A 25799-nucleotide genomic window follows, 5' to 3' on the forward strand; every position below is an offset into this window, starting at 1 on the left:
TCAATTTTGGATCTTTAAAAAGATGTTAGTATCAAACCCTTTATTGACAGTAGTTCCAGAAATCAATCTCCCAGTCCGATACAAAACTTTACAAAATTAATAGCTGTTTCTTCAACAATTTTAGCCATGAATTTGCTCAGAAATGATCTAACTTGAGAGATAGTAAAAATTTACTATTGACAATTTGACAAAAACATGATAATTAACCTGTCAATATTATTAATTTTAGTGATATTAAATCAACATGAATTACCTTAACTTCGATATATGTAAGGGTTTAGCAGTGCTAAACCCTTACATATCGTATCAATTACAGGATGGTTTGCTGAATATCCCCTAAACAATCACAAAATTATTAACATTCAATGTTCCTGTTAATCCTGTGACTTCAATGATGGCATCATTAGCAGCATTAAACCCTGCGATTGCATCATTAATAGCCACAAAAGTTCTTTGTCCAAAACTGAATTGAGCAGCGTAATTTGAACCAAAGGCTGCTAATTTTGCCCCAATACCAGCAGCATCTAGAGTATTAACTGCTCCCACATCCACAAATCCAGCTAATGCCGTAGAAACACGGAACAAATCATTACCTGGAGTGGCGTTGAAATCAGTGATGACATCAAAGTTAGCTAGGAGAGAATCAGTAAGATTTTGGTAGACAAATTTATCGCTGCCTAAACCACCAGTCAAGGTATCTTTACCACCCGCACCAGTGAGAACATCATTATTTGTACCACCGACGAGGAACTCATTACCACTAGTACCTGTCAAAGTCAGACTAGAGGGATTGCCAATAGCACCATCACTATTTGCATCTATACCAAAGACAGTTTCTTTAGCCAAAGCATCAGCAGAATTTAATGCAAATTGTCCCTCAGAAGAAACCCAATTCCAGTTATTATCTAAATTCCAGATATGCAGGAAGTTTCCAGAAATGTTTTTCCAAAGAACTTGATTAACGCCATTGACGGTTTCCGCTGCTAGGGTTTGCCATCCTGCGTAGACATCTTGGAAGATTTGTACTCCACCATTTTTGATAGCAGTTGGGGTGCTTGTTCCTACTTGAGCAAAGTATTTGTTGGTGGCATCTTTGACTAGTTTGGTATTACCTGCTGATTCTATTGCGGTGTAACCACTGCCAATAACACCATCACCATTTGCATCTATCCCAAATTTAGTTTCTTGGGTGAAAGCATCAGCAGAATTTAATGCGTATTGTCCCTCAGAAGAAACCCAATTCCAGTTATTATCTAAACGCCAAATATGCAGATAGTTTCCGGCGGTATTCTTCCAGAGAACTTGGTTCTCATTATTCACAGTTTCCGCTGCTAGGGTTTGCCATCCCGCGTAAATATTTTGGAAGATTTGTACTCCACTATTTTTGATAGCAGTTGGGATAGTTTGCCCCACCTGAGCAAAGAACTTGTTGTCTGTATCTTTGACTAATTTAGTGTTACCTGATGATTCAATGAGAATGTAAGGATTGCCAGCAGGATTACCAATAACGCCATCACCATTGGCATCTATGCCGAAATTAGTTTCTTGAGTGAAAGCATCAGCAGAATTGAATCCAAATTGTCCTTCAGAAGAAACCCAATTCCAGTTATTATCTAAACGCCAAATATGCAGGAAGTTTCCAGAAACGTTTTTCCAAAGAACTTGATTAACGCCATTGACGGTTTCTGCTGCTAGGGTTTGCCATCCCGCGTAGATATTTTGGAAGATTTGCACTCCACCATTGTTAATAGCAGTTGGGATACCTTCTCCCACTTGGGCAAAGAACTTATTGGCGGTATCTTTGACTAATTTAGTGTTACCTGATGATTCAACTGTGGTGTAAGGACTGCCAATAATACCATCACCATTGGTATCTATGCCAAAATTAGTTTCTTGAGTGAAAGCTGCCGCAGAATTTAATGCAAATTGTCCTTCAGAAGAAACACGATTCCAGTTATTATCTAAACGCCAAATATGCAGATAGTTTCCGGCGGTATTCTTCCAGAGAACTTGGTTTTCACCATTCACAGTTTCCGCTGCTAGGGTTTGCCATCCGGGGTAAATATTTTGGAAGATTTGTTGTCCACCGTTTTTGATAGCGATTGGGGTATTTGTCCCTATTTGGGTAAAGTATTTATCTGTTATATCTTTAACTAGTTTGGTGTTGCCAGTTGATTCGATAGGGGTATAAGTGGGAGATGTAATTTCAATGATGCCTCGGAAAGAAGAAAGATCATTGGGATAATCGTTCCATTTACCAGCAGAACCGTAATTTAACACCACGTAATCTTCCCCGTTGGGACCACCATTGTCTGGTTGACCGGCATACCAGTTAGTGTAAGTAGATGTTTCACCACTTGCCCACTTAAATTGACCTTCTGTTACCTGATCTGTTAAACCAATCCACAACTGTTCACTACTACCAAAGGTACTGATTAACCAATCCTGCTCTGCTTGACTGTTAATGGTGACAAGATTTCCCCCTACACTCTGCGCTTGAGCCTGAGCTTGTTGCCATGTACCAAGATTAGTTAAGAGATATGTGCTGTTGTTGTAATTGAATGTACTGTCATCATTGATAATAGTTCCCGTGACGGCTGTAGTTGTGCCGACTGTATAACCTGTTCCTGAAGCTAAAGTTAAAGCCACAGTTTCATTATTTTCTACTGTTGTATCTGCGATAGGGTCAATAGTTAAAGTAGCTATATTTGCACCCGCAGCAAAGGTAATAGTTTTTCCTGTGCCGGGTGTTGCTCCTGTATAGTCGCCACTGTTGGCTGTGCCAGTAATACCGTAGTTAACAGTTAAGGGGTTGGTTGTCGCTCCTGTGCGGGTAAATGTGTAAATGAGGTTGGTTGTACCATCTTCTAGTACGCTATTGGGTGATACTGCTAGGGTAATGCTTGGGGAAATATTTGTAATTTCAACAATGCCTCTGCGGAATTGGTTACTCGAAGAATCATTCCACTTACCAGGAGAACCAAAATTCATTTCTACATAATCTTCTCCGTCCCAACCATTATTTGGTTCACCGGGAAGCCAGTTAGTATAAGTAGATATTTCACCACTCACCCAATTGAATGTGCCTTCTGTCACCTCATCTGTTAAACCAATCCACAGCGTTTGATTAACACCAAAGGTACTGACTAACCAATCCTGCTCTGCTTGATTGTTAATGGTGACAAGATTTCCGCCTAAACTCTGTGCCTGAGCCTGAGCTTCTTGCCATGTTCCATAACTGGTTAAAGTATATTGGCTGCCATTGTAGTTAAACATTAGATGATGTTCCTTTAATAATTTGGTAGATGAAATTATCCGATTGCTATTTCCAAGCACTGCTAGTAAAATACACTAGCTCCAGTCTAACCAACCTTATACTGACTTACGTACTGAGAAGCACTGACTTATCGTGACTTATAACTGAACTTTATTAATACATAGTCCGTAGTTAAAAATATAATTCACTATGCCACATCTTTAACCGGCATAGAGATGAGAATATACGTAAGATATAATTAGACAATCCAATATATACTGATGATGTTATAAATTAACCCAGGATAAGCAATGTCAAGATCACTATGCGTTAATAATGACCACATTGACAAAGTTAAAATAGCACTCACGCACAAAATGGCTATCCCCAGCAATTAGACTGGGAATTCATTCCCAGGCAGGCTATGGGTTTTACGTTCCCCTGCTAAACCCTTACATATCGCATCAATTACAGGATGGTTTAATGCTGATGTAGAGACATTTCATGAAACATCTCTACAATGTGTTTTGCCCAAATGATCCTAAAAACTACACTTAGACAATCACAAAATGATTGACATTCAATGTTCCTGTTAATCCTGTAACTTCAATAATGGCATCATTAGCAGCATTAAACCCTGCGGTTGCATCATTAATAGCCACAAAGGTTTTTTGTCCGAAACTGAACTGAGCAGCGTAATTTGAACCAAAGGCGGTGGCTGTTAATTTTGCTCCGATACCAGCAGCATCTAGAGTATTAACTGCTCCCACATCCACAAATCCGGCTCGCGCAGTAGAAACACGGAATAAATCATTACCAGTTGTGGCATTGAAATCAGTAATCACATCAAAATTACTCAACAGAGAATCAGTGAGATTTTGATAAACAAACTTATCGCTGCCTAAACCACCAGTTAGAGTATCTTTACCACCCCCACCAGTGAGAATATCATTATTTGCACCACCAACGAGGAAGTCATTAGCGCTAGTTCCTGTTAGAGTCAGACTAGAGGGATTGCCAATAGAACCATCACCATTTGCATCTATGCCAAAGTTAGTTTCTTGGGTGAAAGCATCAGCAGAATTTAATCCCCAATTTCCTTGAGAAGAAACCCAATTCCAGTTACTATCTAAACTCCAGATATGCAGATAGTTTCCAGAAATGTTTTTCCAAAGAACTTGATTAACGCCATTGACAGTTTCTGCGGCTATCGTTTGCCAACCAGCGTAGATATTTTGGTAGATTTGTTGTCCACCATTTTTAATAGCGGTTGGGGTATTCGTTCCGATTTGGGTAAAGTATTTGTTGGTGGCATCTTTGACTAGTTTGGTGTTACCTGCTAATTCAATTGGTGTGTAACCGATAACACCATCACCATTAGCATCTATGGCAAAGTTAGTTTCTTGAGTTAAAGCTTCTGCCGAATTTAATCCCCAATTTCCTTGAGAAGAAACCCAATTCCAGTTATTATCTAAATGCCAAATATGCAGATAGTTTCCAGAAATGTTTTTCCAGAGAACTTGGTTATCCCCATTGACAGTTTCTGCGGCTATCGTTTGCCATCCTGCGTAGATATTTTCGTAGATTTGTTGTCCACCATTTTTAATAGCGGTTGGGGTATTTGTTCCGATTTGGGTAAAGTATTTGTTGGTGGCATCTTTGACTAGTTTAGTATTACCTGCTGATTCTATTGCGGTATAAGGATTGCCAATAACACCATCACCATTAGCATCTATGCTAAAGTTAGTTTCTTGAGTTAAAGCTTCTGCCGAATTTAATCCCCAATTTCCTTCAGAAGAAACCCAATTCCAGTTATTATCTAAATGCCAAATATGCAGATAGTTTCCAGAAACGTTTTTCCAGAGAACTTGGTTATCTCCATTGACAGTTTCTGCGGCTATCGTTTGCCATCCTGAACCGTAGATATCTTGGTAGATTTGTTGTCCACCATTTTTAATAGCAATTGGGGTATTTGTTCCGACTTGGGTAAAGTATTTGTTGGCTGCATCTTTGACTAACTTAGTATTACCTGCTGATTCAATTGCAGTATAAGGATTGCCAATAACACCATCACCATTAGCATCTATGCCAAAGTTAGTTTCTTGGGTGAAAGCATCAGCAGAATTTAATCCCCAATTTCCTTCAGAAGAAACCCAATTCCAGTTATTATCTAAACTCCAGATATGCAGATAGTTTCCAGAAACGTTTTTCCAGAGAACTTGGTTATCCCCATTGACAGTTTCTGCGGCTATCGTTTGCCATCCTGAACCGTAGATATCTTGGTAGATTTGTTGTCCACCATTTTTAATAGCAATTGGGGTATTTGTTCCGACTTGGGTAAAGTATTTGTTGGTGGCATCTTTAACTAACTTGGTATTACCTGCTGATTCAATTGGGGTAAAAACATCATCATTTAACATCGAAAGATGTAGGGTGTAACTATCTCCTGTTGCTGGAGGTGTTAAAGCAGAAGACGAATAGCGATAAACACCAATCACATAATCACTTGTTGTTAGTGTTTTATAGGTGAGAAATGATGCTGTGCTGTTACCAGTATTTCCGGTTTCTATACCATCATCATTACTGCTTAATAATTGGTTATTATTGGGATTCCACAGTCGCAGTATGGTATCAAAATTATTGTTGTCAATGTCGAAAACTAACTGAGTATTTGCAAGCGCATTAAACCGATATAAATCAAATGTGCCATCTCCTGTTCCCAGAATACTAACGTGATCATAAGTGGTGGAAATATTACTGCCATTAAAATCCTGAATATCGGCGACTAGTTGACGATTAAAACTTGTATTAGCAATCACTTGAGCGGTTGCAAAAGTATTATTTCCCTCAACTTCTGGCAGGGTATTCCCAATAGAACCATCATCATTAGTAATTGTCGTTATCCCTTGATTATCAGCAATGGTGGCATTGATAGGGTTACTTAGGTTAATAAAGAAGGTTTCATCACTTTCAGCTAAAGTATCCCCAAGTATAGGAACAGTAATTTGTTTACTGGTTTCTCCAGGGTTAACATTAAAGATTAATGTTCCCGTTGTGGCTGTGTAGTCACTTCCTGCGGTTGCTGTGCCATTAGCTGTGGCATAATTGACGGTGACTGGTTGGAAGGTTTCACCAGAAAGGGTAACGGTAAAGATGGCGTTTTTTGTCCCACTGTTGCCTTCAGTTAAGGTAACGTCATTTATACTGAGATTGAGGTTAGGGGCGGGTTGAAATTCAAATGCCCCGATATCAACTGTACCACCGGAAATTCGTGTATATCCACTGCCTCGGTTATCAAAGGGAATGGGTTCTGTTCTATTTCCATCGCCATCAAGGTCTTCTGTATCAGCAGGGATTAAGCTGTTGTTACCAGCGTTAATCGCTGGGCTACCAGAAAGGAGAGCATGGGTGAGGGTGAGTCCACCGTTGTTTTGTAAGGGGCCGAGTCCGGGGTTGGGGTTAACAATATCTGTACCAGTGCCTACAGTGCCTTTAGCGCCAGCCAGAGAGCCAATTAAGTTGTTATTGTTACCATTAAATAGCGCTGAACTCAAAAAAGAAGAGAGAAGATCAGGAGCATTACTATTTATATTCCCAGCCACAATCGTGTTTTTGAGGTTAACCGTGGCACTAAGACTATAAATACCGCCACCGCCATCGCCGTATTCGGTGCTGATAGCAGTATTCTTGGTAACAGTGCTGTTGATCAAATTGAATACTCCATTAGTAGAAGCATATATACCGCCCCCATTTCTCGCACTATTACCACTGATTGTAGTATTGAGTAAAGTAACTGAAGTGCCATTACTGTCTATGCCGCCCCCATTTCCCGCACTATTACCTCTAACGGTAGTATTGATCAGAGTCACCGATCCAGATACAGTAGAGATGCCGCCACCGTAAACTCCCCCTTCGTTGTTACTAATTGTCGAGTTAGTTGCAATTAGTGTACCGCCGGAATTGTATATGCCGCCGCCTTCTTGAGAAGAGTCACCAGCAGCGATATTATTACTAACTATGCTGCCGTTGCGTAGGTAGACGAAACCACTGTTGTAGATGCCGCCTCCGCTATTAGAAAAACCGGACGCTTTGTTGCCTGTAACTGTCGAATTATACAAATCGAGAGCGGCATTAGAATCAACTCTAATACCTCCACCATCACTAGATATATTGCCGCCCGTAACCATTACATTCTGTAAGCTTAGTTGACCACCATCGAGTACCTGAAAAACGCGATCGCTATTTAATAAACCTGACGCATTAATAGTTGCTTGTCCACCAACTGCCACAATATAAAGCACATTACTGCGACTTTTAATATCTAAATCTCCTGTCAAGGCTGCATTTTCATTAATCCCATTTGATGTCAGGTTGTAAGTTGTTCCTCCAGTTAACTGGATTTCATAATCAGTAGTCGGATTCGCATTGGCGATTATAATCGCATCCCGCAACGATAAACCACCAGTAGCACTACCATCATTTTGATCTGCGGTTGTTGTCACTGTTAAAACAACTGGTGTATTTTGCTCTACAGCAACTTGTTCACCTCCTACAGTAATATTTGCCGAATCATTTTCTGTGTTAATTCTGTCTAATTCCTGAGTTGTTAAATTCTGTCCGCGCACCAATGCTGAGAATTTTTCTCCTTCATCTCCGGGGGTGTCTATTTGATTAATTTGAGCATCAATAAAATGCCCAATTTCTTCTAATAGAACCGCGCTAATGGCTTCTGCTGTGGAAGTTGCGATAAAATTAGCTGATAAATAAATCTTATTGGTGCTGGTGGCATAAGCGCCATTAGCACCGCCAAGAATGTTACTATCAAGAATTTCAACTTGCGGAAGTTGACTAAAATCACCAGATAGCCATTGTAAACGCAGAATTTCGGCTGCACTACGATTGTATTGTGTACCAAATGTAGTATCGAATAGATTCCAGAAGTTGTCTGAACCAGCAAAGGTGCTGAGTTGGTTGTAAGTCAGGGTGAGAACGGTATTCATGGTTTTGATTAATTATTAGTATTAAAATGATGTCTGGGGATGACAATCTATATCACAAGTGTGACACAAATACTTAGAGATGTCAACCTGTACATCCGCACTGCAAATTAGGATATTTTTTTAATTGGTAGTCACCAGTGTCAATACTACTATCAATTTTTAACAGCTTATATTCCCATCAAATATGCAATTGAAAGGTTAGAGTATGTTTAAAAATTCTAATTTATGACTAAAATGGACGATTAAAAGGTTTAGTGCTGCTCATTGGTGTCAACTTAGGCTAGGGATACTCCAGCAAGTGTTACAGTGAGCTTGCGATGCCCTGAGCTTGTCGAAGGGTCGAACTGCTCAGTACAAGAACAAACCTGCCCGGAACTTAAGTTCCGGTCTAAAAGCTAAAGTGCGTTAAAACGCACTCTAGTTAACTCAAAATCAAAAATTATCCTATTTTTGCTAAAATAGTCGGTTTTAACCGACTTTAGCTATGAGACAGGGAATTTATTCCCTGGATTTTATCTTTTTTATAGAATCTATCGAATCTATCGAATCAACCGATTTAATTAAAATTACTACCCATGACCAAAAAAATATTAACTGGACTTACTTCACAAACTTACGAACACCCATTTGATCGAAAAGCCTTAGCTTCTTTGCAAAATATGCCTGGTCTTTCTCCTTTGCTCAAAAAAGTCAACGAATATGGTATTGATCGTTTACTGAGATTGCAAAGTATTGCTAGTGAAATCAGAGTCACACCCCGGAATTTTCCCCAATTGTATCAACCATTGTTAGAAGCTTGCCAAATTCTTGATGTGACAACTATTCCTGAATTGTATTTATTTCGAGGGACAGGACATATTAGAACCTATATTATTGGGGTAGAAAAACCCATTGTTGGTATTAATATAGAAGCAATGGAATGGTTAAATTATGATGAATTGCTGTTTATTTTTGGATACGAAATTGCTCGCATTAAAAGTCAGCACATGATTTATCATCAAATGTCAATTGTGATGCCAGTATTAAAGATATGGATCAGCAGTACCACATTAGGGTTAGGAGGATTGATAGCTAGTGGTGTAGAATTAGCATTATATAATTGGGTAATGATGGCAAAGTTCACTGCTGACCGGGCTGGTTTATTAGCTTGTCAGGATATTGATGTGGCAACGACCGCACTGATGAAACTTGCAGGTTTACCAGAAGAGTATTTAACTCCTCATGTGATCGAAGATTTCCTCATTCAATCCCGCGAATTTGCTGCTAATAGTGTTGATGGTTTAGATCAAGTTACGAAAATATTAAGTTATTCAGATTCTAATCTTTCTTGGTTAGTGATGCGGACAGGGGAATTATTAAAATGGGTTGATTCAGGAGAATACAATCATGTACTTCAAGGAGAAAATGTCAACACTTCAAAAGGAGAAGAGGAAGGAGACGAAAAAGAAGGATGGAATTTTTTGACTTCTTGGTAATGGATATATGTATGATTAACGATTGCCTTGAATAATCTCTTATGCGTGGCTAAATTAGATTCCACAGGAGATGATTGACACTCCCCGGTCTAAAGACACGGGGATTCTTAAGATTTCACAATCTTAATATCTTGTTTGCACAAGTTCCCAGACTCAGTACGTTTGCACAAAAGTGCGTGCTGATACCGCCAGTTGCTCTACTTGGGGAAACCCCAAGACCGCACTGGCTCATCTTCTGGGCGTTTAGCTGTTAAACAGCAAGTTTCGCGGAGTCCCCACGTACTATTTTGAAACCTCTATCTCTGATAGTCTTTGCAGCACCAATATCGGCGTGTTCGTGATATCCGCATTCCGTACAAATGAATTTCTCACCATCACGGTTTGACTTATCAGTATGCCCACAATTCCTACATTCTTGACTGGAGTATTTAGGATTAATCTTAATTACAACTTTTCCTTGCTTCACAGCGAGATACTCAATTTTTAAAATCAAATCACTCCAACTTGCATCAGAAATAGAACGGTTTAATCCTTTTTTTCTAGACTGGCCATTCTTTAAAAATCTCCCTGTTTTTTCATCGGTTTTAACTTGGCAACGCCTCAACATACCGGAGATGTTTAAATCTTCTAAGGCAATAGCATCAACCTTTCTAGAAACTATTGTATTAGCAACACTCCATTGATAAGCAGTCCGTTTATCTGTAATCTTTTTGTGAAACCGTCCTACTTTATTAGCTGCTTTTTTACGATTCTTACTACCCTTGACTTTCCGATTAACCCGTCGCTGTCTAATTTTTAAAGTGCGTCTAGCTTTTTTATTGGTTGAGAATTTAGGATTATCAATTTGATATCTGTCGGAGAAATGGACAAGTTTAGTTATTCCTAAGTCACAACCAAGAATAGAATTAACTTCGTTTAGCGGTTTTTTTACATAGTCTGGTATGGTTTTATCTTCAATCCTAATCGAAATATACCAGCCATCTTGCCGCTTTCTTAATGTAGCAGCTTTGATAGTAAAACCTGTTGGTATTAAGCGAGAATTGAAAAACCGCATCCATCCCAACTTGGGGAGATAGATTTTATTACCTTGAACTTTTACGCCCATCTGGTAAGTAAAAGAGGTAAAATTACTACGGTTTTTAAAATTAGGAAACCCTCTCCCTTCAAAAAAGTTTTTGTAGGCAGTATCAAGGCGTTTGACGTTTTGCTGTAGAACTGTAGAATCAATTTCAGCAAACCAAGGTCTAGCTTTCTTTAGATATGGTAATGCCGTTATTTGAATATCACCAGCACTGCGTCGAGGGTTTTTGAGGTTGCCATTCTTGTCGGTTTTAGCATCCTTCCACGGCTCTCCACTTGCTCCATTTTTACTGACAAAACCAGTTAATGGACAAGCTTCTGCTTTAGTCCTAATATCACAATAGTCACCTTGAATAAATTGCTGATTGTATTGAGCTATTCTGTCAGCCAAACTCCAATTGTAAGTAGACCGGAGCATATCTAGCCAACTATCCATTTTATTGGACTGTCTAATATTAGGACGTAGCTTATATACATAATTTGTTAGCAAATATAAGTCTCTCCCATTGTTGTTTCTTTTATTTGATTATACAATAGCTATATACAAATAGCAAGTAAATATTTTAGGTTATGGCTAAGTTTTCTCTTCTACGAGTACAGGCACGAAAGCAACGCAGTCTCACTGCTGAATTATCACTTTGTCTTTATTCCTAAACGTCGGAAAAAAGTGCTGGTAGGTTCTATCGCACCAGAGGTTACAGCAAATTATTTGCGAGTTGGTTATAGAAAATAGGTGGAAAATTATTGCTATGGAGATTATGCCGGATCATGTCCATCTGTTTTTAAATGTGAAGCCAACCGATGATCCATCTAGCATCATGAGGAAAATCAAGGGGAGAGCATCTCATCATCTTAGGAAAGAATTTCCCGAACTTTTAAAAATACCTACGCTGTGGACACCAAGCTATTTTGTTAGTACCGCTGGGAATATCTGCACAGAAACGGTTAAGAAATATATTGAACAGCAACGCGATTAACGTCAATGCAGGATAAAGGAAAGCAACTAGCCTTCATCCCTTGTCTAAAGCACAGATGTAGCTTCCTAAGTCAGCTACATCTTCAAGGGTTTTCGGCATTTCCCTTATAAAAAAGTTTTCATAATAATGCTGCTTGAAAACCCGTAGGAGCGCAGCCCCTGCGCCCTTGCCTCATCTAATAACGGCTATATATCTTTTTCCCAACCATAACTAATTGAACACCAGATTGGTTTAAATTTGCTAACCTAGAAATGGTGTAAATATTGCTGATGGTAGCGTGGTTCTCTATTAAAACTATTATTTGAGCAACAATTATGACAGCATTTAACTCTGACAGCCTGCGTTCCTACAGTCAAGATGATGTCCAGCAAATTCTGCAATTAGCGATCGCCCGTCAAGTAGACGATAATGATCAGGAATTTTCCTATCAGCAGATAGTGGAAATTGCCACAGAGTTACAAATATCACCTGATACATTGCAACAAGCGGAACGGGATTGGTTAGTCAAACAAAGCGAAGTTGAACAACGTAAAACTTTTAATCTTTATCGTCAAAGTAAATTTAAAAAACGGTTAGGAAATTACGCAATTATTAATATTTTTTTCCTGGGTATGGATGCCATTAGTGGCGGTATTTCTTGGTCACTTTATATCTTACTAGGTTGCGGATTAGCCATATCCTTAGATATTTGGAATACTTTTCAAACCCAAGGTGAAGATTACGAAATCGCCTTTCAAAGATGGAATCGCAACCATCAAATTAAACAAACAATCAATACAGTTCTAAATAGATGGTTTAAGATATTTAGTCCTTAAACTTTAGATACAGTTAAAAAACTCAATATCGTCTATTTTCTATGCTCATCAGAAAACCGCCTGTGGGTGCAAAAATAACAACAAGCGGTTTTCTAAGATATTTATGAGGTAAATTAGCTACTAGAACCAGAGGAGGCTAATTCTGCTAACCGTTCTTGTTGATCTTGCGATATACAAGATTGAATTACCGTCTCTATATCACCTTCCAAAATAGGGTTAAGGGTAAAATTTTGACCTAAACGATGGTCAGTCACCCGGCTATCTTTATAATTGTAAGTGCGAATTTTTTCCGAACGAGAACCCGTACCCACTTGTAAGCGCCGCATGGAAGTCACAGCATCCTGTTGTTCTCGCAATTTCAACTCATACAACTTAGCCCGGAGAATTTGCATCGCCCGTTCCTTATTCTGTAACTGACTCCGTTCTTCCGTACAGAAAATCCGAATCCCAGTCGGTTTGTGGAACAAATCAGCGGCTGTTTCCACCTTGTTCACGTTTTGTCCACCCGCACCACCAGAACGCGCCGTACTCATTTCAATATCTTTCGGGTCAATATGAATTTCCACCTCATCCACTTCTGGCATAATTGCTATAGTAGCAGTAGAAGTGTGAACCCTTCCCCCAGATTCCGTTGCTGGTACGCGCTGTACACGATGTACACCAGATTCAAACTTCAGCTTACTGTAAACACTATCACCTTGAATTTCTAGAATTACTTCCTTATACCCGCCCATTTCCCCCGAAGATTCGCTGACTAGCTTCACCTTCCAACCTTGGACATCAGAATAGCGAGAATACATCCGCAATAAATCTCCCGCCCAAATACTCGCTTCATCACCACCAGTCCCAGCGCGAATTTCCAACATGATATTTTTATCATCGTTGGGGTCACGGGGTATCAGCAACACTTTTAAGCGATTTTCCAGATATTCCAGCTTTTCCTCTAGTTCGCTGACTTCCAATGCTGCCATTTGTTGCAACTCTAGATCGCTATTTGACTCTTTGAGGATCTGACGCGCTCCTACTAATTCATCTTGGGTTGTTTTCCAAGTTTCATAGGTATCAACTACCTCTTCCAAGGAAGAACGAGACTTGGCAATTTTTTGATACTCATCAGGATTACTAGCGGTATCAGGATCGGCTAAACGGCGTGTTAATTCATTAAATGTTTGTTCAACAGATTTAAGTTTATCCAGTAAATATATTTCTGCCATGATGACTACATAAGCTCCTAAAAAATAACAAGTGGGCTACTGCATTAAATGACAAGCGACCCAGCACTATGCAGGGTCGTCTATGGCTTCCGCCATGCTATCAATAGTTACAGCCAACCAGCTACTTTTGATTATCGTCGCCAGTTTGAGTTTCAGTTTCAGTTTGAGTGCTGGACATACCATATTTACGGAGGAAGCGTTCTACACGGCCTTCAGTATCAATCATTTTCTGAGTACCAGTGTAAAAGGGGTGATTTCCAGACCAAACATCTACGTGTAATTCGGGTTTGGTAGCACCAATGGTCATAACTACTTGACCATTACAGTAGACTTTAGCATCTGGATACCATTTGGGATGAATATCAGGTTTAGCCATTGTTTTTTTGTTGCGAATCTATATAAATTGTGACTGGGGATTGGGGACTGGGGACTGGGGACTGGGTAAAAGTTTTTCCTTCTGAACTCCTGACTCCTGACTCCTGACTCCTATCTTAACGTTTGGAGTATTGAGGTGCTTTGCGGGCTTTGTGTAAACCGTATTTCTTCCGTTCTTTAGCTCGTGGGTCACGAGTTAAATAGCCTTCAGTTTTCAGCGGTGAACGGTTATCTGGGTCAAGTTGACACAAAGCGCGGGCAACTCCTAGACGAATAGAATCAGCCTGTCCAGTTAAGCCACCACCTTCGGCTTTCACCAAAATGTCGTATTCGCTTTCTAATCCCAAGGTTTCCAAAGGTGCTTTAATAGCTCCTAAGTAGTTGGGATTGAATTGGAAATACAAATCTCCATCTTTGCCATTAACAGTCATTTTCCCTTCACCGGGAACTAGACGGACACTAGCAACTGAACATTTACGGCGACCAGTACCCCAGTAAACGGCACGACCGCTAGTAGTTTCTGCTACTTGCATTAATTTTCTCCAGGAATTGTACTAATTGTGATTTCTTTGGGTAGTTGTGCTGCATGAGGATGAGTTGGGCCTGCATACACTTTCAGCTTGGTAAATAATTGCTTACCCAAACTATTTTTAGGTAACATACCTTTAATAGCGTGTTCAAGGATTCTTTCGGGTAAGCGCTGTTGCAACTTAGCGAAAGTTTCTGTTTTCATTCCACCAGGACGGCCGGAATGACGACGGTAAACTTTTTGGGTGCGCTTTTTACCTGTAACTGCCACTTTCTCAGCATTGATAATAATGACAAAATCCCCTGTATCCATATGGGGTGTAAATTCAGGTTTCTTTTTGCCTCTGAGGATCATTGCAACTTCGGTAGCAAGACGACCCAGACGTTTATCTGTAGCGTCTACTAAGTACCAATCGCGCTCAATAGATGCTTGAGGGGGAAGGTAGGTTTTAGTCATTTTTTTTGTCAGTTGTCAGTTGTCAGTTGTCAGTTGTCAATTGTCAGTTGTCAGTTGTCAATTGTCAGTTGTCAGTTGTTAGTTGTCAATTGTCAATTGTCATGACCCATGACTAGGTATGGTTGGGTGTCATACCAAATTTTTGGCGGAAAGGGAAAATCGGGATAACCGACTCTCAACAAGCATAACCCGTGAGCAGGTGCAGAATATTTCACTTCTTCCCGGCGTTCTTGTTGCCAGATGTCGGTGAAGTTATCTAGAGTCCGCTGACCAGAACCTACTTGTACTACCATTCCGATTAATAGCCGCACCATGCCATATAAAAATCCATTAGCCTGAATTTCAATATGGATAAATGCTCCACTACGACGGCATTCTACTGCTTGCACTTCTACCCAGGAATGCGATCGCGCTGACCCAGCCCGTTCAAAAGCAGATAAATGGTGTTTTCCCAGTAGCGGTTTCAGGGCAGATGTAATTAAGTCTGCATCCAAGGGGGCATAATAATAATGCCAACTGAAAGGTTGCGCGAATAAATTCGGTAAATTTTCAGTATAGATAGTGTAGCGATATCGTCGGTAAACTGCGCTAAAACGAGCGTGCCAACTTTCACTTACACCTGCTGATGCCCTGATCAATATCCCTGGGGGCAAATAGCCATTGAGAACCTTTGCCCACCTGTGAGCAGGAATTGAACCTGTAGCTTGAAAATGGGCTACTTGAGCGGCAGCATGGACTCCAGAATCAGTTCTACCTGCTCCGTGGAGTGTCACATGATACCCTAGAACAGTGGCTATAGCTGTTTCTATCTCTTCCTGGACAGTGCGCTGTCCTTTTTGTCTTTGCCAGCCGTGAAAATGAGTACCTATGTACTGAATAACCAAGGCTACTCGCTGAGTAGAATTATGCTGGCTGCTTTCTAACATAGTTGTTTGTCAGTTGTCAGTCGTCAGTTGTCAGTTGTTTTTTATTTGCTACTGACCAATGACTAATGACTAATAACTTTAAACTAGTTCAATAATCGCCATTTCAGCATGATCACCGCGACGGGGGACGGTATGCAGAATGCGAGTATAACCACCTTGACGGCCAGCATACCGAGTTGGGGCTTGCTCGAATAGTGCATGAACCAGGGCTGTGTCGTAGATATAACCTAACGCCTTGCGACGTGATGCTAAAGAGCCATCTTTAGCTAGGGTAATCATTTTATCTACTTCACTACGAACAACTTTAGCTCTGATTAAAGTTGTAGTAATTCGACCATGACGTACCAACTCTGTTGTCAAAGCTCTGAGAAGAGCGCGACGTTGATCCGCTGGTTTACTAAGTTTTTTGACTCGGCAACGATGGCGCATAATAATGCAAAGAGTGAATTATTAATGGTTTTGATTTAGCTAGGCTTAGAGCTTCTTTCTTGAGGTAAAGTAATACCTAAGCGACGCTGTAAAGCTTCCACTACTTCTTCCGCTGACTTTTGACCAAAGTTTTTGATTTCTAAAAGGTCTTCTTGGGTGTAATCCAATAAGTCGGCTACGGAATTTACTTGAGCGCGTTTGAGACAGTTATAAGCTCTGACAGATAACTGTAATTCTTCAATCGGAATTTGCGCGGTGGGATCATCTGGGATATCTGAACCTGTATCCGTTGGTTCTAAGGAGATATCTTTCAGTGGGTTGAATAAATCTACCAAAATTCCAGCGGCAGATGATAGTGCTTCTTGAGGAGAAATACTACCATTAGTCCATACTTCCAACAGTAGTCGGTCTTTCAAAGAACCATCGTCACGGGTTTCTTCAACACTATAGTTGACTTTCCGTACGGGCATAAACACTGAGTCAATTTGGAGAAAATCCAAAGATGTGGCTTCTTCTCTGCCTCGTTCTACAGTCCTGTAGCCTTTGCCTTTCTCAATCCGAAATTCCATTTCCAGTTTTCCACCTTCAGCAATGGTGGCGATATACTGGGTCGGGTCAATCACTTCTACTTCACTAGGTAAGTCGAAATGCGCTACAGTAACTGTTGCTGGGCCGTTCACGAGTAAGCGACCAATTTGGGGTTGAGAAGAATAACTCTTGAGAATGACATCCTTCATTCGCATGAGGATTTCTAGTACGTCTTCTCTTACCCCTGGAACTGTCGCAAACTCATGGCTAACACCAGCAATTCTCACCGCTGTTACTGATGTCCCTTCTAAGTTAGAAAGTAAAACCCGCCGCAACGCGTTACCAACAGTTGTCCCTTGACTGCGCTCTAGGGGTTCTAGAACGAACTTACTGTAATAGCTCCGACTTTCCTCAGCATTAGACTCTACACATTCAATTTGAAACTGAGCCACGGAGTAGCCTCCCTTGTTAAGGTGCTGCTAGAAGACAAATTAATTGCTTCTCAAATTTTCTTGAAAGCGAACTTATTTACCCCACGCGTCTAAATTCAACAAGTATTCGCTTGGGGAAAATAGTTCAAAATTACCAGCCACAGAGGGCATTGTTGATGATTTCCCAAGGGTTCTAGCTTTTGGCTTGATTACCCAATAGGTTCTGTTTAAACTCGACGGCGCTTGGGTGGACGGCAACCGTTGTGGGGAATTGGGGTAATATCTCGAATGAGTGTAATTTCCAATCCTGCACCTTGAAGCGCCCGAATAGCGGTTTCTCTACCTGCACCGGGACCACTCACCATGACTTCGATTTGCCGCATTCCTTGGTCTGTGGCTCGTCTAGCTGCGCTTTCAGCAGCGGTTTGTGCAGCAAAGGGAGTTCCCTTTTTTGCCCCTTTAAATCCACTAGAACCAGCACTTGCCCAGGAGATAACATCTCCATTTTGATCGGTAATCGTGACAATGCTATTGTTGAAGGTAGACTGAATGTAGGCAACCCCATTGGGTACGTTCCGTTTCTGCTTTTTGCTCCCGGATTTTTTCGTTGGTTGTCTGGCCATATTTCTTTAGTGAATTTAAGGTACAACTTGCTAATTGCAGCAAGTTTAGAAAAATTATTTGCCAGGGGCTTTCTTCTTACCAGCCACTGTCTGTCTTCTACCGCGTCTGGTTCTTGCGTTGGTCCGGGTTCTTTGTCCACGCACTGGTAAGCCCATGCGGTGTCTACGACCTCTGTAACAGCCAATGTCAACTAAACGTTTAATATTTAGTCCTTCTAGACGACGTAAATCTCCTTCAACTTGATAGTTGCTTTCGATTTCTCCTCTGAGGGCAGCTACATCAGCATCAGATAGGTCTTTTACGCGGGTATCTGGGTTAACGCCAGTAGCTGCGAGAATTTGATGTGATCTAGTTAAGCCAATTCCGTAAATGTATGTTAGACCAATTTCTACACGCTTATCGCGGGGAAGGTCTACGCCGGAAATCCGTGCCACAATGAATCTCTCCCTATTGTTTTCGTAGTTGCAGTTAGCAAAGTGCGATTTTGTGGCTTTAGCCATTTCATGGTCGCGGGTTTAACTTTGCTTTGATAGATAGTTTCTATCCTTGGCGTTGTTTGTGTTTGGGATTTTCACAAATCACCATCACGCGACCACGACGCTTGATCACGCTGCACTTTTCACAAATTTTCTTAACTGAGGCTCTGACTTTCATGCCTTTAAAATTGACTCCAAATAGTAAATTATAGCATTTCTAGAAGAAATATTTCAGTTATGTAACTAGAAAAAGACCAGTTGATTTATGTATGGTAAGATTCTCTGTTATTGATTTTATTTCTTCCGCAGGCGATAGGTGATTCTACCTTTGGTTAAGTCGTAGGGTGTTAATTCAACTTTGACGCGATCGCCAGGTAAAATCTTGATGTAATTACGGCGAATTTTCCCAGAAATGTGTGCCAGGACATTAAAGCCGTTATCTAAGTCAACACGAAACATTGCATTAGGCAACGATTCGGTGACAGTCCCTTCCATTTCGATTAGATCTTGCTTAGACAAGTTTTTTCCTCAACTCAACAATCTCCTATTGTCCTTGTACACTTTTATGGGCATAAAGAGCATAATTGGAGAAATATATCAACAGTTATTAATACATCTTAGGTGACATACTCCACACACTCCCTTATGCCTTGGGGCACGCTTGCGCGAACAGGTGAGTATGGGTTTCTCAGCGACTCCTCTACGAGGACATTAACTGAGCTTTAAAGCCCTATGCCCTAGGGACTTTTGAAGATAATTTTTAACTTTTTTGATCGGCTGCTTTTGGTGCATTTAATTTGTGTTACACCTATCAGTCAAATTTTATCACTTGTGAGAAGAACAAGATTTGACTCGCGTCTGGCTTGGAAGATAGGGGCGAGGTAATAAGGCAATGGAAAAATTTTTTCTCTCTACCGACATAGACCGCTGCCCCTGAGTTTCTTTAAGCAGCTATGATATTTTTCAAATCAGTAAAAACTTCTTCTTGGGACTGATTACCGTTGACTGTGAGGAGTTTTTGGCGATCGCTGTAAAAGTTAATCAAGGGTGCAGTATCATCACGGTAGACTTCCAAGCGCCGACGAATCACTTCTTCAGTATCATCTTTTCGTCCGCGTCCTAGTAGCCGAGTAATGACAGTTTCATCTGGTGCATCCAGATTAACTACCTTTTCACCACCCTGTCCTAGACTTTTCAGTAATTCTGCCAGAAATTCTGCCTGTGTAACTTTACGAGGAAAGCCGTCCAAAATCCAACCTGTTTTAGTATCTGATTGTTGCAGGCGTTCCTTTACCATATCTTCTACTAATTTATCGGGGACTAATTCGCCTTTATCCATGAAACTTTGGGCTTGCATTCCCAAAGTTGTTTTCTCTTGAATAGCTTGACGTAAAATGTCACCTGTAGAAATATGGGGAATCTGCAAAAATGCAGCCAAGGTTTGAGCTTGAGTTCCTTTACCAGCACCCGGTGGTCCCAAGAAGATTAATCGCGTCACTATTGTTTCACCATTCCTTCATAACGCTGAGAGATAACGTAAGTTTGGATTTGTTTAGCCGTATCAATTGCCACACCAACCAAAATTAACAAAGATGTTGCCCCCAGTCCTTTAAAGGTGGGAACTTTTAAGGCACTTTCTACGGCTGTGGGAATAATTGCCACTAAACCTAGAAAGATAGCTCCTAAAAAAGTAAGTCGGTTTGTCACCCGTTCAATATACTCACTAGTAGCTTTTCCGGGACGAATACCGGGAATACTAGAACCCATTTTTTTTAAATTCTGAGCTACATCTACTGGGTTGAGAATCAACGAAGAATAGAAATAGCTGAAGAAAACAATGGAAGTTAAGTAAACGAGAGCATATACCCAAGGTGCAGAACCACCAGGACTTAAATAGGTATTAACAATGTTTGCTAATTCGGGATTCTTAGTGAAATTGGCGACTAAAAGTGGCAAACTCAGGATTGCGGCTGCGAAAATAATCGGCATTACCCCACCAGAGTTGAGACGTAGGGGTAAATAACTCCGCTGTTCTGCTAAAACTCTTCTACCTACTTGACGACGGGCAGAAATAATGGGGATGCGGCGCATTCCTTCTTGTACGAACACAATACCCACGATTGTGAACATAAAAACCACTACAAGAACGATGACGCGCCCGACTATTTCCCGTCCACCAACTTGTACCAAGTCAATGGTATCGCCGAGAGACTTGGGTAAAGATGCCACAATGTTGACAAAAATCAACAAAGATGCCCCATTACCAATACCCCGTTCTGTAATCAGTTCCGATGCCCACATGACGAACATTGAACCAGCAGTGAGAGCGATCGCCGTTTCTGCTACGAATATCGGACCTGGTGTTTTGGCAAATTGTTGGAGAAATAATGCCGAAAAAGCCACACTTTGAATAATTGCCCAAATTACAGTCACATAGCGGGTAATTTGTGATATTTTCCGCCGACCTGCTTCGCCTTCATTTTTCTGGAGATTTTCTAAAGATGGCAGAGCAGAAGTGAGTAATTGGATAATAATGGACGCATTAATAAAGGGCAAAATCCCTAAAGCAAAGACACCTAAAGTAGAGAGTCCCCGCCCAGAGAATATATCCAATAAACCAAAGATGGAATTGTTGCCCGATATAGCTTCAGCAAACTTAGGTCTATCAATTCCTGGGACAGGCAAAAAGATACCCAGGCGAACCAAAATTAAAATACCGACAGTGACAAGCAGCCTACCTCTCAGTCCGGCTGCTTGCGCCATCTGCATAAAAGTTTCTTGAGCTGTTGGGGCTTTGTCTCGACTGATCATAGAGTTTTACCTTTGAAGTCCTAACTATGATTTACGTGATTCATTATGATGAAGATGATTAAGCCGTCTGAACTGTGATTTTTGTGATTTATTTGATGAAGATGATTATCCTAATCACATTCATCATCCTAATCATATAAATCATCTTAATCATAAAAATCATAGTTCAGACTTTTATGCAGCTTCACAACTTCCACCAGCAGCCTCGATTTTGATTCGAGCTTGGCCTGTGAAAGCAGCAGCTTTTACCTGAAGAGGAACATTCAATTCCCCATTCCCCAAAATTTTCAATGGACCTTTAACAGTGGTTAAGATACCTGCCGCTTTTAAGGATTCCAAAGTTACTTCTGAGTTAGCAGGTAAATCATTTAATTTCTCTACATTAATCGTAGTGTAGATTCTCCGGTTCATCAGGGGGAAACCCTTGAGTTTAGGTATCCGGCGGTACAATGGCTGTTGACCACCTTCAAAACCTGGTCTTGTCCCACTACCAGAACGGGATTTTTGACCACGCATCCCTAAACCAGCACTAGCACCTTGTCCAGCAGAAATACCTCTACCTACACGCTTACGGCGTTTTTTAGAGCCTTTTTGGGGCTTAACATCATTAAGTCTCATTTTGGTTTGTGATTTTAGATTTTAGATTTTGGATTTTAGATTGAGAATCTGATACAAAGACTGACTAAATATAGAGTTTCTCAATGGCGATACCGCGATCTTCAGCAACTTCACTTAATGTTCGCAGGGTAGATAGAGCGTTGACTGCTGCTCTGGCGTTGTTCAAAGGGTTGTTTGAACCTAGTTGTTTAGCGAGAATATTACGTATTCCTGCTAACTCTAATACAGTCCGTACAGCACCCCCGGCAATTACCCCTGTACCTGGTGCGGCTGGGCGCATCATGACTTTAGCACCGCCACCAACACCATCAATGGGGTGAGGAATAGAATTGGATTTGGTGATCGGGATGTCAATTAGATGTTTTTTACCATCAGCGACACCTTTTTTAACTGCACCAATTACATCTGATGCCTTACCAACTCCGACTCCAACTTGTCCACGTTCATTACCGACGACGACAATGGCACGGAAGCTGAGTTTTTTACCACCTTTGACGACTTTACTCACCCGGCGGATTTGGATAACTCGCTCTTGCCAGGTGGTTTCTTCTTTTTTTGTACGGCTTGCTTTACGACGACCGGTTACCATAATCAATGCTCTCTTTTAGTTGTCAGTTGTCAGTTGTCAGTTGTCAGTTGTCAGTTGCTACTGACTATTGACTACTGACGGACTTAGAAATCTAAACCAGCCTCGCGTGCCGCCTCGGCTAAGGCTTTGACGCGACCATGATAGAGGTTGCCACCACGGTCAAAAACGACTTTAGTGATGCCTTTTTCTAGGGCGCGGACAGCTACCAGTTTACCAACTTGCACTGATGCGTCACAGTTGGCACCGGAAGCGATGCTAGATTTCAATTCTGGTTCTACGGTTGATGCCGCTACTATAGTTTCCTGCTTGGCATCATCAATCAATTGAGCATAAATATGCTCATTGGATCGAAATATGGACAAACGTGGACGTTCTGGGGAACCGTTGACTTTGCTACGAACGCGCCGATGACGACGTTGTTTTGATTCTTTGCGTGTAAGTTTCATATTTACTTCTTACCACCCTTACCAGTCTTACCAGCTTTGCGTCTGACCACTTCACCTGCATAGCGAATACCTTTACCTTTGTAGGGTTCAGGTGGACGAACGGCACGAATTTTAGCTGCTGTGTTGCCGACAATTTCTTTGTCATAACCGCTGACTATGACATTAGTTGTCCCTTCTACCGCAAATTGAATTCCTGCTGGAGGTTCAATTTGGACTTGATGGCTATAACCCATATTTAAAACTAGGTTACTGCCTTGAAGTTGGGCGCGATAACCAACCCCTTGGATTTCCAAGCGACGTTGAAAACCCTGGGATACTCCCTCCACCATGTTGGCCACTAGGGTGCGGCTCAAACCGTGCATTTGTCTGGAGGTACGGGTTTCATCCCGACGAGTAACTATCAATGTTTCTCCTTCTTGGGAGACTATGACATTTCTAGGTAGTTGACGGGAAAGTTCGCCTTTAGGACCTTTCACTACTACTTTGACACCATCAATCGCCACTTGCACTTTGGCGGGAATGGTAATTGGACGTTTACCAATACGAGACATGATTTTTTGTTCTTTGTCAGTTGTTTTTTGTCAGTTGTCAGTTGTTCGTTGTTTTGCCACTGACCAATGACCAATGACCAATGACGACTACCAAACGTGGCAAAGCACTTCACCGCCTAGATTTTGGCGGCGTGCTTCGCGGTCAGTCATAATCCCACTGGATGTAGAAATAATGGCAATACCGATACCGCCTAGCACTCTTGGTAATTCTTTTCTATTGGAATAAACACGCAAACCTGGTTTACTCACTCGTTTTAGGGCAGTGATTAGGGGTTGGCGATTTTTACCTTTGTATTTCAGGGAAATAACTAGGTTCCGCTTAATTCCTTCTCCTGCTTCTTCAACTTCCGCAATGAAGCCTTCTTCTCGCAGTACCTTGGCAATATTACGAGTCATCTTTGTAGCTGGTACTTGCGTAGTTTGATGCCTTGCCATATTGGCATTGCGGATGCGCGTCAGCATATCTGCAATTGTGTCGTTAGCCGCCATCGTTCCCTCTTTAGATGAACTTATTGATCGCGAAAGGGCATTCCCATTTCCTTAAGTAAGGCGCGGCCCTCTTCGTCGGTTTTTGCCGTAGTAATGATAGAAATATCTAAACCCCGGACTTGATCGATTCTGTCATATTCCACTTCTGGAAAAATTAGCTGTTCCCGCACACCTAGAGTGTAGTTGCCACGGCCGTCAAAGCTTTTGGGGCTGATCCCACGAAAGTCTCTGATTCTGGGCAGTGTGAGGTTAATCAGACGATCTAAGAAAGCGTACATCCGTTCGCCTCTTAGTGTCACCATAATCCCTACAGGCATGCCTTGACGAATTTTAAAGCCGGCGATCGCTTTCTTTGCCCGTGTTACCACAGGTTTTTGTCCAGTAATCAGGGCAATTTCGCTGATAGATGCCTCTAGTGATTTAGCGTTTTGAGCAGATTCTCCCAAACCTCTGTTGATAGTTATCTTAATCACCTTAGGCACTTGATGCACGTTGGTGTATTCAAACTGAGTAATCAATTTGGGAGTAATTGTCTCTTGATATACGGTTTTAAGTCGTGTTTTCGCCATAGTGTTTGTCCTTATATCCCCTGGGCTTGGTCAGGGTCGCTTTGCTCCAATTAAAAATGCCAAATTAAAAATTAAAAATTGAAATTGCGAATTTTTTAATTTTTAATTCTTAATTTTTAATTGGTGAGAATTTCGCCTGTTTTTTTGAGCATTCTCACTTTCTTGCCTTCGGCGGTGAAAGTGTAGCAAACGCGACTAGCGACGTTTTGCTTGGTGGAATAGAGCATCACATTGGAGCTATGAATGGGGTACTCCTGGGTGACTATTTGCCCTGATTCACCTTCTTGTTGAGGTTTCACGTGCTTGGTTTTAAAGTTGACACCTTTGACAAGGACTTTGCTCAATTGTGGTAGTGCTTTAATCACTTCCCCAACTTTACCCTTATCTTTGCCAGCGATGACTTGGACAGTATCACCGGTTTTGACGTGCATTTTATGAAAAACTTTGGGTTGTGGGCGCTTTGCCATTACAGCACCTCCGGAGCCAGAGAAACAATTTTAGTAAAGTTTTTGTCGCGCAGTTCACGAGCTACCGGACCAAATACCCTTGTACCTCTAGGATTACCTTCTTTATTGATAATCACTGCGGCGTTATCGTCAAAACGGATAGCCATGCCACTGTCACGACTAATAGCTTTACGAGTACGCACAATTACTGCTTCTACAACATCTGACTTTTTTACAGCCATGTTGGGTGAAGACTCTTTGACAACAGCGATAATTCTATCGCCTACGCCACCATAACGGCGGTTACCTGCACCTAATACGCGGATGCACATTAGTTTTTTAGCACCGCTATTATCTGCGACATTCAGATAAGATTGGGGTTGAATCACAACTGGTCTCTCTTCTAGGGTCGTTGTAGCTGATGGTACAACTGTTTACTAAGTAGCTTTAATGTTCAGGATTTCTTTGACTTGCCAACGCTTGGTTTTGCTCAGGGGTCTAGTTTCCTGAATCCGCACCCGGTCGCCTATTTTGCAAGTATTCTCTTCGTCGTGAACTTTATAGCGGCGGGTTTGAACTACGATTTTGCCGTACTTGGGGTGAGGAGCGCGGTTTTCTATGGCTACTACCACAGTTTTTTGCATTTTATCGCTCACTACCAAGCCAACTCGTTCTTTGACTGCCATAAT

At 41.2% G+C, this 25799-nt stretch carries 27 protein-coding genes and 1 pseudogene; 3 read left to right on the forward strand and 25 right to left on the reverse strand.

The annotated features are described in order from the left end of the window. Positions 1–336: 336 nt before the first annotated feature. Together HGD76_RS25190 and HGD76_RS25195 are read right to left on the reverse strand one after the other, a co-directional pair. Complete coding sequence (locus HGD76_RS25190) at positions 337–3276, reverse strand: lectin-like protein (RefSeq protein ID WP_233467081.1); 2940 nt, start codon at positions 3274–3276, stop codon at positions 337–339. A gap of 534 nt (positions 3277–3810) precedes the next feature. Beyond that, the gene (locus HGD76_RS25195; protein ID WP_233467082.1) at positions 3811–8256 is read right to left on the reverse strand and encodes a bluetail domain-containing putative surface protein; all 4446 of its coding nucleotides are present in this window, start codon (positions 8254–8256) and stop codon (positions 3811–3813) included. A gap of 575 nt (positions 8257–8831) precedes the next feature. On the opposite strand from HGD76_RS25195, the gene HGD76_RS06465 reads away from it, so the two are divergent. Continuing rightward, positions 8832–9731, forward strand: coding sequence for a M48 family metallopeptidase (locus HGD76_RS06465; RefSeq protein WP_168695291.1), 900 nt, complete (start codon positions 8832–8834; stop codon positions 9729–9731). 250 nt (positions 9732–9981) lie between these two features. Here HGD76_RS06465 and HGD76_RS06470 read toward each other — a convergent pair whose 3' ends face one another. Then, on the reverse strand, positions 9982–11301 hold the full coding sequence (locus HGD76_RS06470; protein WP_210967735.1) for an RNA-guided endonuclease InsQ/TnpB family protein: 1320 nt from the start codon (positions 11299–11301) through the stop codon (positions 9982–9984). Between the two features lie 132 nt (positions 11302–11433). Here HGD76_RS06470 and tnpA point away from each other — a divergent pair. Beyond that, positions 11434–11788: pseudogene (tnpA, locus tag HGD76_RS06475) on the forward strand (IS200/IS605 family transposase). A gap of 314 nt (positions 11789–12102) precedes the next feature. Next, positions 12103–12603 (forward strand): 2TM domain-containing protein, encoded by a 501-nt coding sequence (locus HGD76_RS06480; protein ID WP_168695292.1) that lies wholly within the window; start codon positions 12103–12105, stop codon positions 12601–12603. Between the two features lie 113 nt (positions 12604–12716). Here the strand turns inward: HGD76_RS06480 and prfA are convergent, their stop codons facing one another. The 22 genes from prfA to rpsQ form a co-directional block, all read right to left on the reverse strand. Continuing rightward, the gene (prfA, locus tag HGD76_RS06485; protein ID WP_168695293.1) at positions 12717–13817 is read right to left on the reverse strand and encodes a peptide chain release factor 1; all 1101 of its coding nucleotides are present in this window, start codon (positions 13815–13817) and stop codon (positions 12717–12719) included. Positions 13818–13938: 121 nt separating this feature from the next. Beyond that, positions 13939–14193, reverse strand: a complete 255-nt coding sequence (gene rpmE, locus HGD76_RS06490) for a 50S ribosomal protein L31 (protein ID WP_148762885.1) — start codon at positions 14191–14193, stop codon at positions 13939–13941. A 115-nt stretch (positions 14194–14308) separates the two neighbouring features. Further along, positions 14309–14725 carry a 30S ribosomal protein S9 gene (gene rpsI, locus HGD76_RS06495; protein ID WP_015079186.1) on the reverse strand — a complete coding sequence of 139 codons (417 nt, stop codon included), beginning with the start codon at positions 14723–14725 and terminating at the stop codon, positions 14309–14311. Beyond that, positions 14725–15177: a 50S ribosomal protein L13 gene (gene rplM, locus HGD76_RS06500; RefSeq protein WP_015079187.1), complete on the reverse strand. Its 453-nt coding sequence runs from the start codon at positions 15175–15177 to the stop codon at positions 14725–14727. Before rplM ends, rpsI begins: the two co-directional genes overlap by 1 nt. 92 nt (positions 15178–15269) lie before the next feature. Next, positions 15270–16103, reverse strand: coding sequence for a tRNA pseudouridine(38-40) synthase TruA (gene truA, locus HGD76_RS06505; RefSeq protein ID WP_168695294.1), 834 nt, complete (start codon positions 16101–16103; stop codon positions 15270–15272). 78 nt (positions 16104–16181) lie between these two features. Continuing rightward, positions 16182–16532, reverse strand: coding sequence for a 50S ribosomal protein L17 (rplQ, locus tag HGD76_RS06510; protein WP_148762879.1), 351 nt, complete (start codon positions 16530–16532; stop codon positions 16182–16184). Between the two features lie 35 nt (positions 16533–16567). Then, on the reverse strand, positions 16568–17512 hold the full coding sequence (locus HGD76_RS06515; RefSeq protein WP_015079190.1) for a DNA-directed RNA polymerase subunit alpha: 945 nt from the start codon (positions 17510–17512) through the stop codon (positions 16568–16570). A 206-nt stretch (positions 17513–17718) separates the two neighbouring features. Next, positions 17719–18114 carry a 30S ribosomal protein S11 gene (gene rpsK, locus HGD76_RS06520; RefSeq protein WP_015079191.1) on the reverse strand — a complete coding sequence of 132 codons (396 nt, stop codon included), beginning with the start codon at positions 18112–18114 and terminating at the stop codon, positions 17719–17721. Between the two features lie 54 nt (positions 18115–18168). Beyond that, complete coding sequence (gene rpsM, locus HGD76_RS06525) at positions 18169–18549, reverse strand: 30S ribosomal protein S13 (RefSeq protein WP_096669278.1); 381 nt, start codon at positions 18547–18549, stop codon at positions 18169–18171. 106 nt (positions 18550–18655) lie between these two features. Beyond that, the gene (gene rpmJ, locus HGD76_RS06530) at positions 18656–18769 is read right to left on the reverse strand and encodes a 50S ribosomal protein L36 (protein ID WP_015079193.1); all 114 of its coding nucleotides are present in this window, start codon (positions 18767–18769) and stop codon (positions 18656–18658) included. Positions 18770–18885: 116 nt separating this feature from the next. Beyond that, a complete protein-coding gene (gene infA, locus HGD76_RS06535; RefSeq protein WP_006276978.1) occupies positions 18886–19110 on the reverse strand; it encodes a translation initiation factor IF-1 in 225 nt (74 codons plus the stop codon). Between the two features lie 424 nt (positions 19111–19534). Continuing rightward, positions 19535–20089, reverse strand: coding sequence for an adenylate kinase (locus HGD76_RS06540; RefSeq protein ID WP_148762877.1), 555 nt, complete (start codon positions 20087–20089; stop codon positions 19535–19537). Beyond that, positions 20089–21402: a preprotein translocase subunit SecY gene (gene secY, locus HGD76_RS06545; protein WP_015079195.1), complete on the reverse strand. Its 1314-nt coding sequence runs from the start codon at positions 21400–21402 to the stop codon at positions 20089–20091. Before secY ends, HGD76_RS06540 begins: the two co-directional genes overlap by 1 nt. Before the next feature lie 174 nt (positions 21403–21576). Further along, on the reverse strand, positions 21577–22020 hold the full coding sequence (rplO, locus tag HGD76_RS06550) for a 50S ribosomal protein L15 (protein WP_168695295.1): 444 nt from the start codon (positions 22018–22020) through the stop codon (positions 21577–21579). Positions 22021–22084: 64 nt separating this feature from the next. Further along, on the reverse strand, positions 22085–22609 hold the full coding sequence (gene rpsE / locus HGD76_RS06555) for a 30S ribosomal protein S5 (RefSeq protein WP_148762875.1): 525 nt from the start codon (positions 22607–22609) through the stop codon (positions 22085–22087). A gap of 83 nt (positions 22610–22692) precedes the next feature. Next, positions 22693–23055, reverse strand: coding sequence for a 50S ribosomal protein L18 (rplR, locus tag HGD76_RS06560; protein ID WP_015079198.1), 363 nt, complete (start codon positions 23053–23055; stop codon positions 22693–22695). A 2-nt stretch (positions 23056–23057) separates the two neighbouring features. Further along, entirely contained in the window at positions 23058–23606 is a 549-nt protein-coding gene (rplF, locus tag HGD76_RS06565; RefSeq protein ID WP_168695296.1) for a 50S ribosomal protein L6, read from the reverse strand. An 87-nt stretch (positions 23607–23693) separates the two neighbouring features. After that, positions 23694–24095: a 30S ribosomal protein S8 gene (gene rpsH / locus HGD76_RS06570; protein ID WP_015079200.1), complete on the reverse strand. Its 402-nt coding sequence runs from the start codon at positions 24093–24095 to the stop codon at positions 23694–23696. A 20-nt stretch (positions 24096–24115) separates the two neighbouring features. Then, entirely contained in the window at positions 24116–24664 is a 549-nt protein-coding gene (gene rplE, locus HGD76_RS06575; protein ID WP_148762871.1) for a 50S ribosomal protein L5, read from the reverse strand. Between the two features lie 116 nt (positions 24665–24780). Further along, on the reverse strand, positions 24781–25131 hold the full coding sequence (gene rplX, locus HGD76_RS06580; protein ID WP_015079202.1) for a 50S ribosomal protein L24: 351 nt from the start codon (positions 25129–25131) through the stop codon (positions 24781–24783). Continuing rightward, positions 25131–25499 carry a 50S ribosomal protein L14 gene (gene rplN, locus HGD76_RS06585; protein ID WP_015079203.1) on the reverse strand — a complete coding sequence of 123 codons (369 nt, stop codon included), beginning with the start codon at positions 25497–25499 and terminating at the stop codon, positions 25131–25133. The genes rplX and rplN overlap by 1 nt, the downstream gene beginning before the upstream one ends. 48 nt (positions 25500–25547) lie before the next feature. After that, on the reverse strand, positions 25548–25796 hold the full coding sequence (gene rpsQ, locus HGD76_RS06590) for a 30S ribosomal protein S17 (protein WP_015079204.1): 249 nt from the start codon (positions 25794–25796) through the stop codon (positions 25548–25550). Between the last annotated feature and the right edge of the window lie 3 nt (positions 25797–25799).

It is taken from the genome of Dolichospermum flos-aquae CCAP 1403/13F, assembly GCF_012516395.1.
Lineage (GTDB): Bacteria > Cyanobacteriota > Cyanobacteriia > Cyanobacteriales > Nostocaceae > Dolichospermum > Dolichospermum lemmermannii.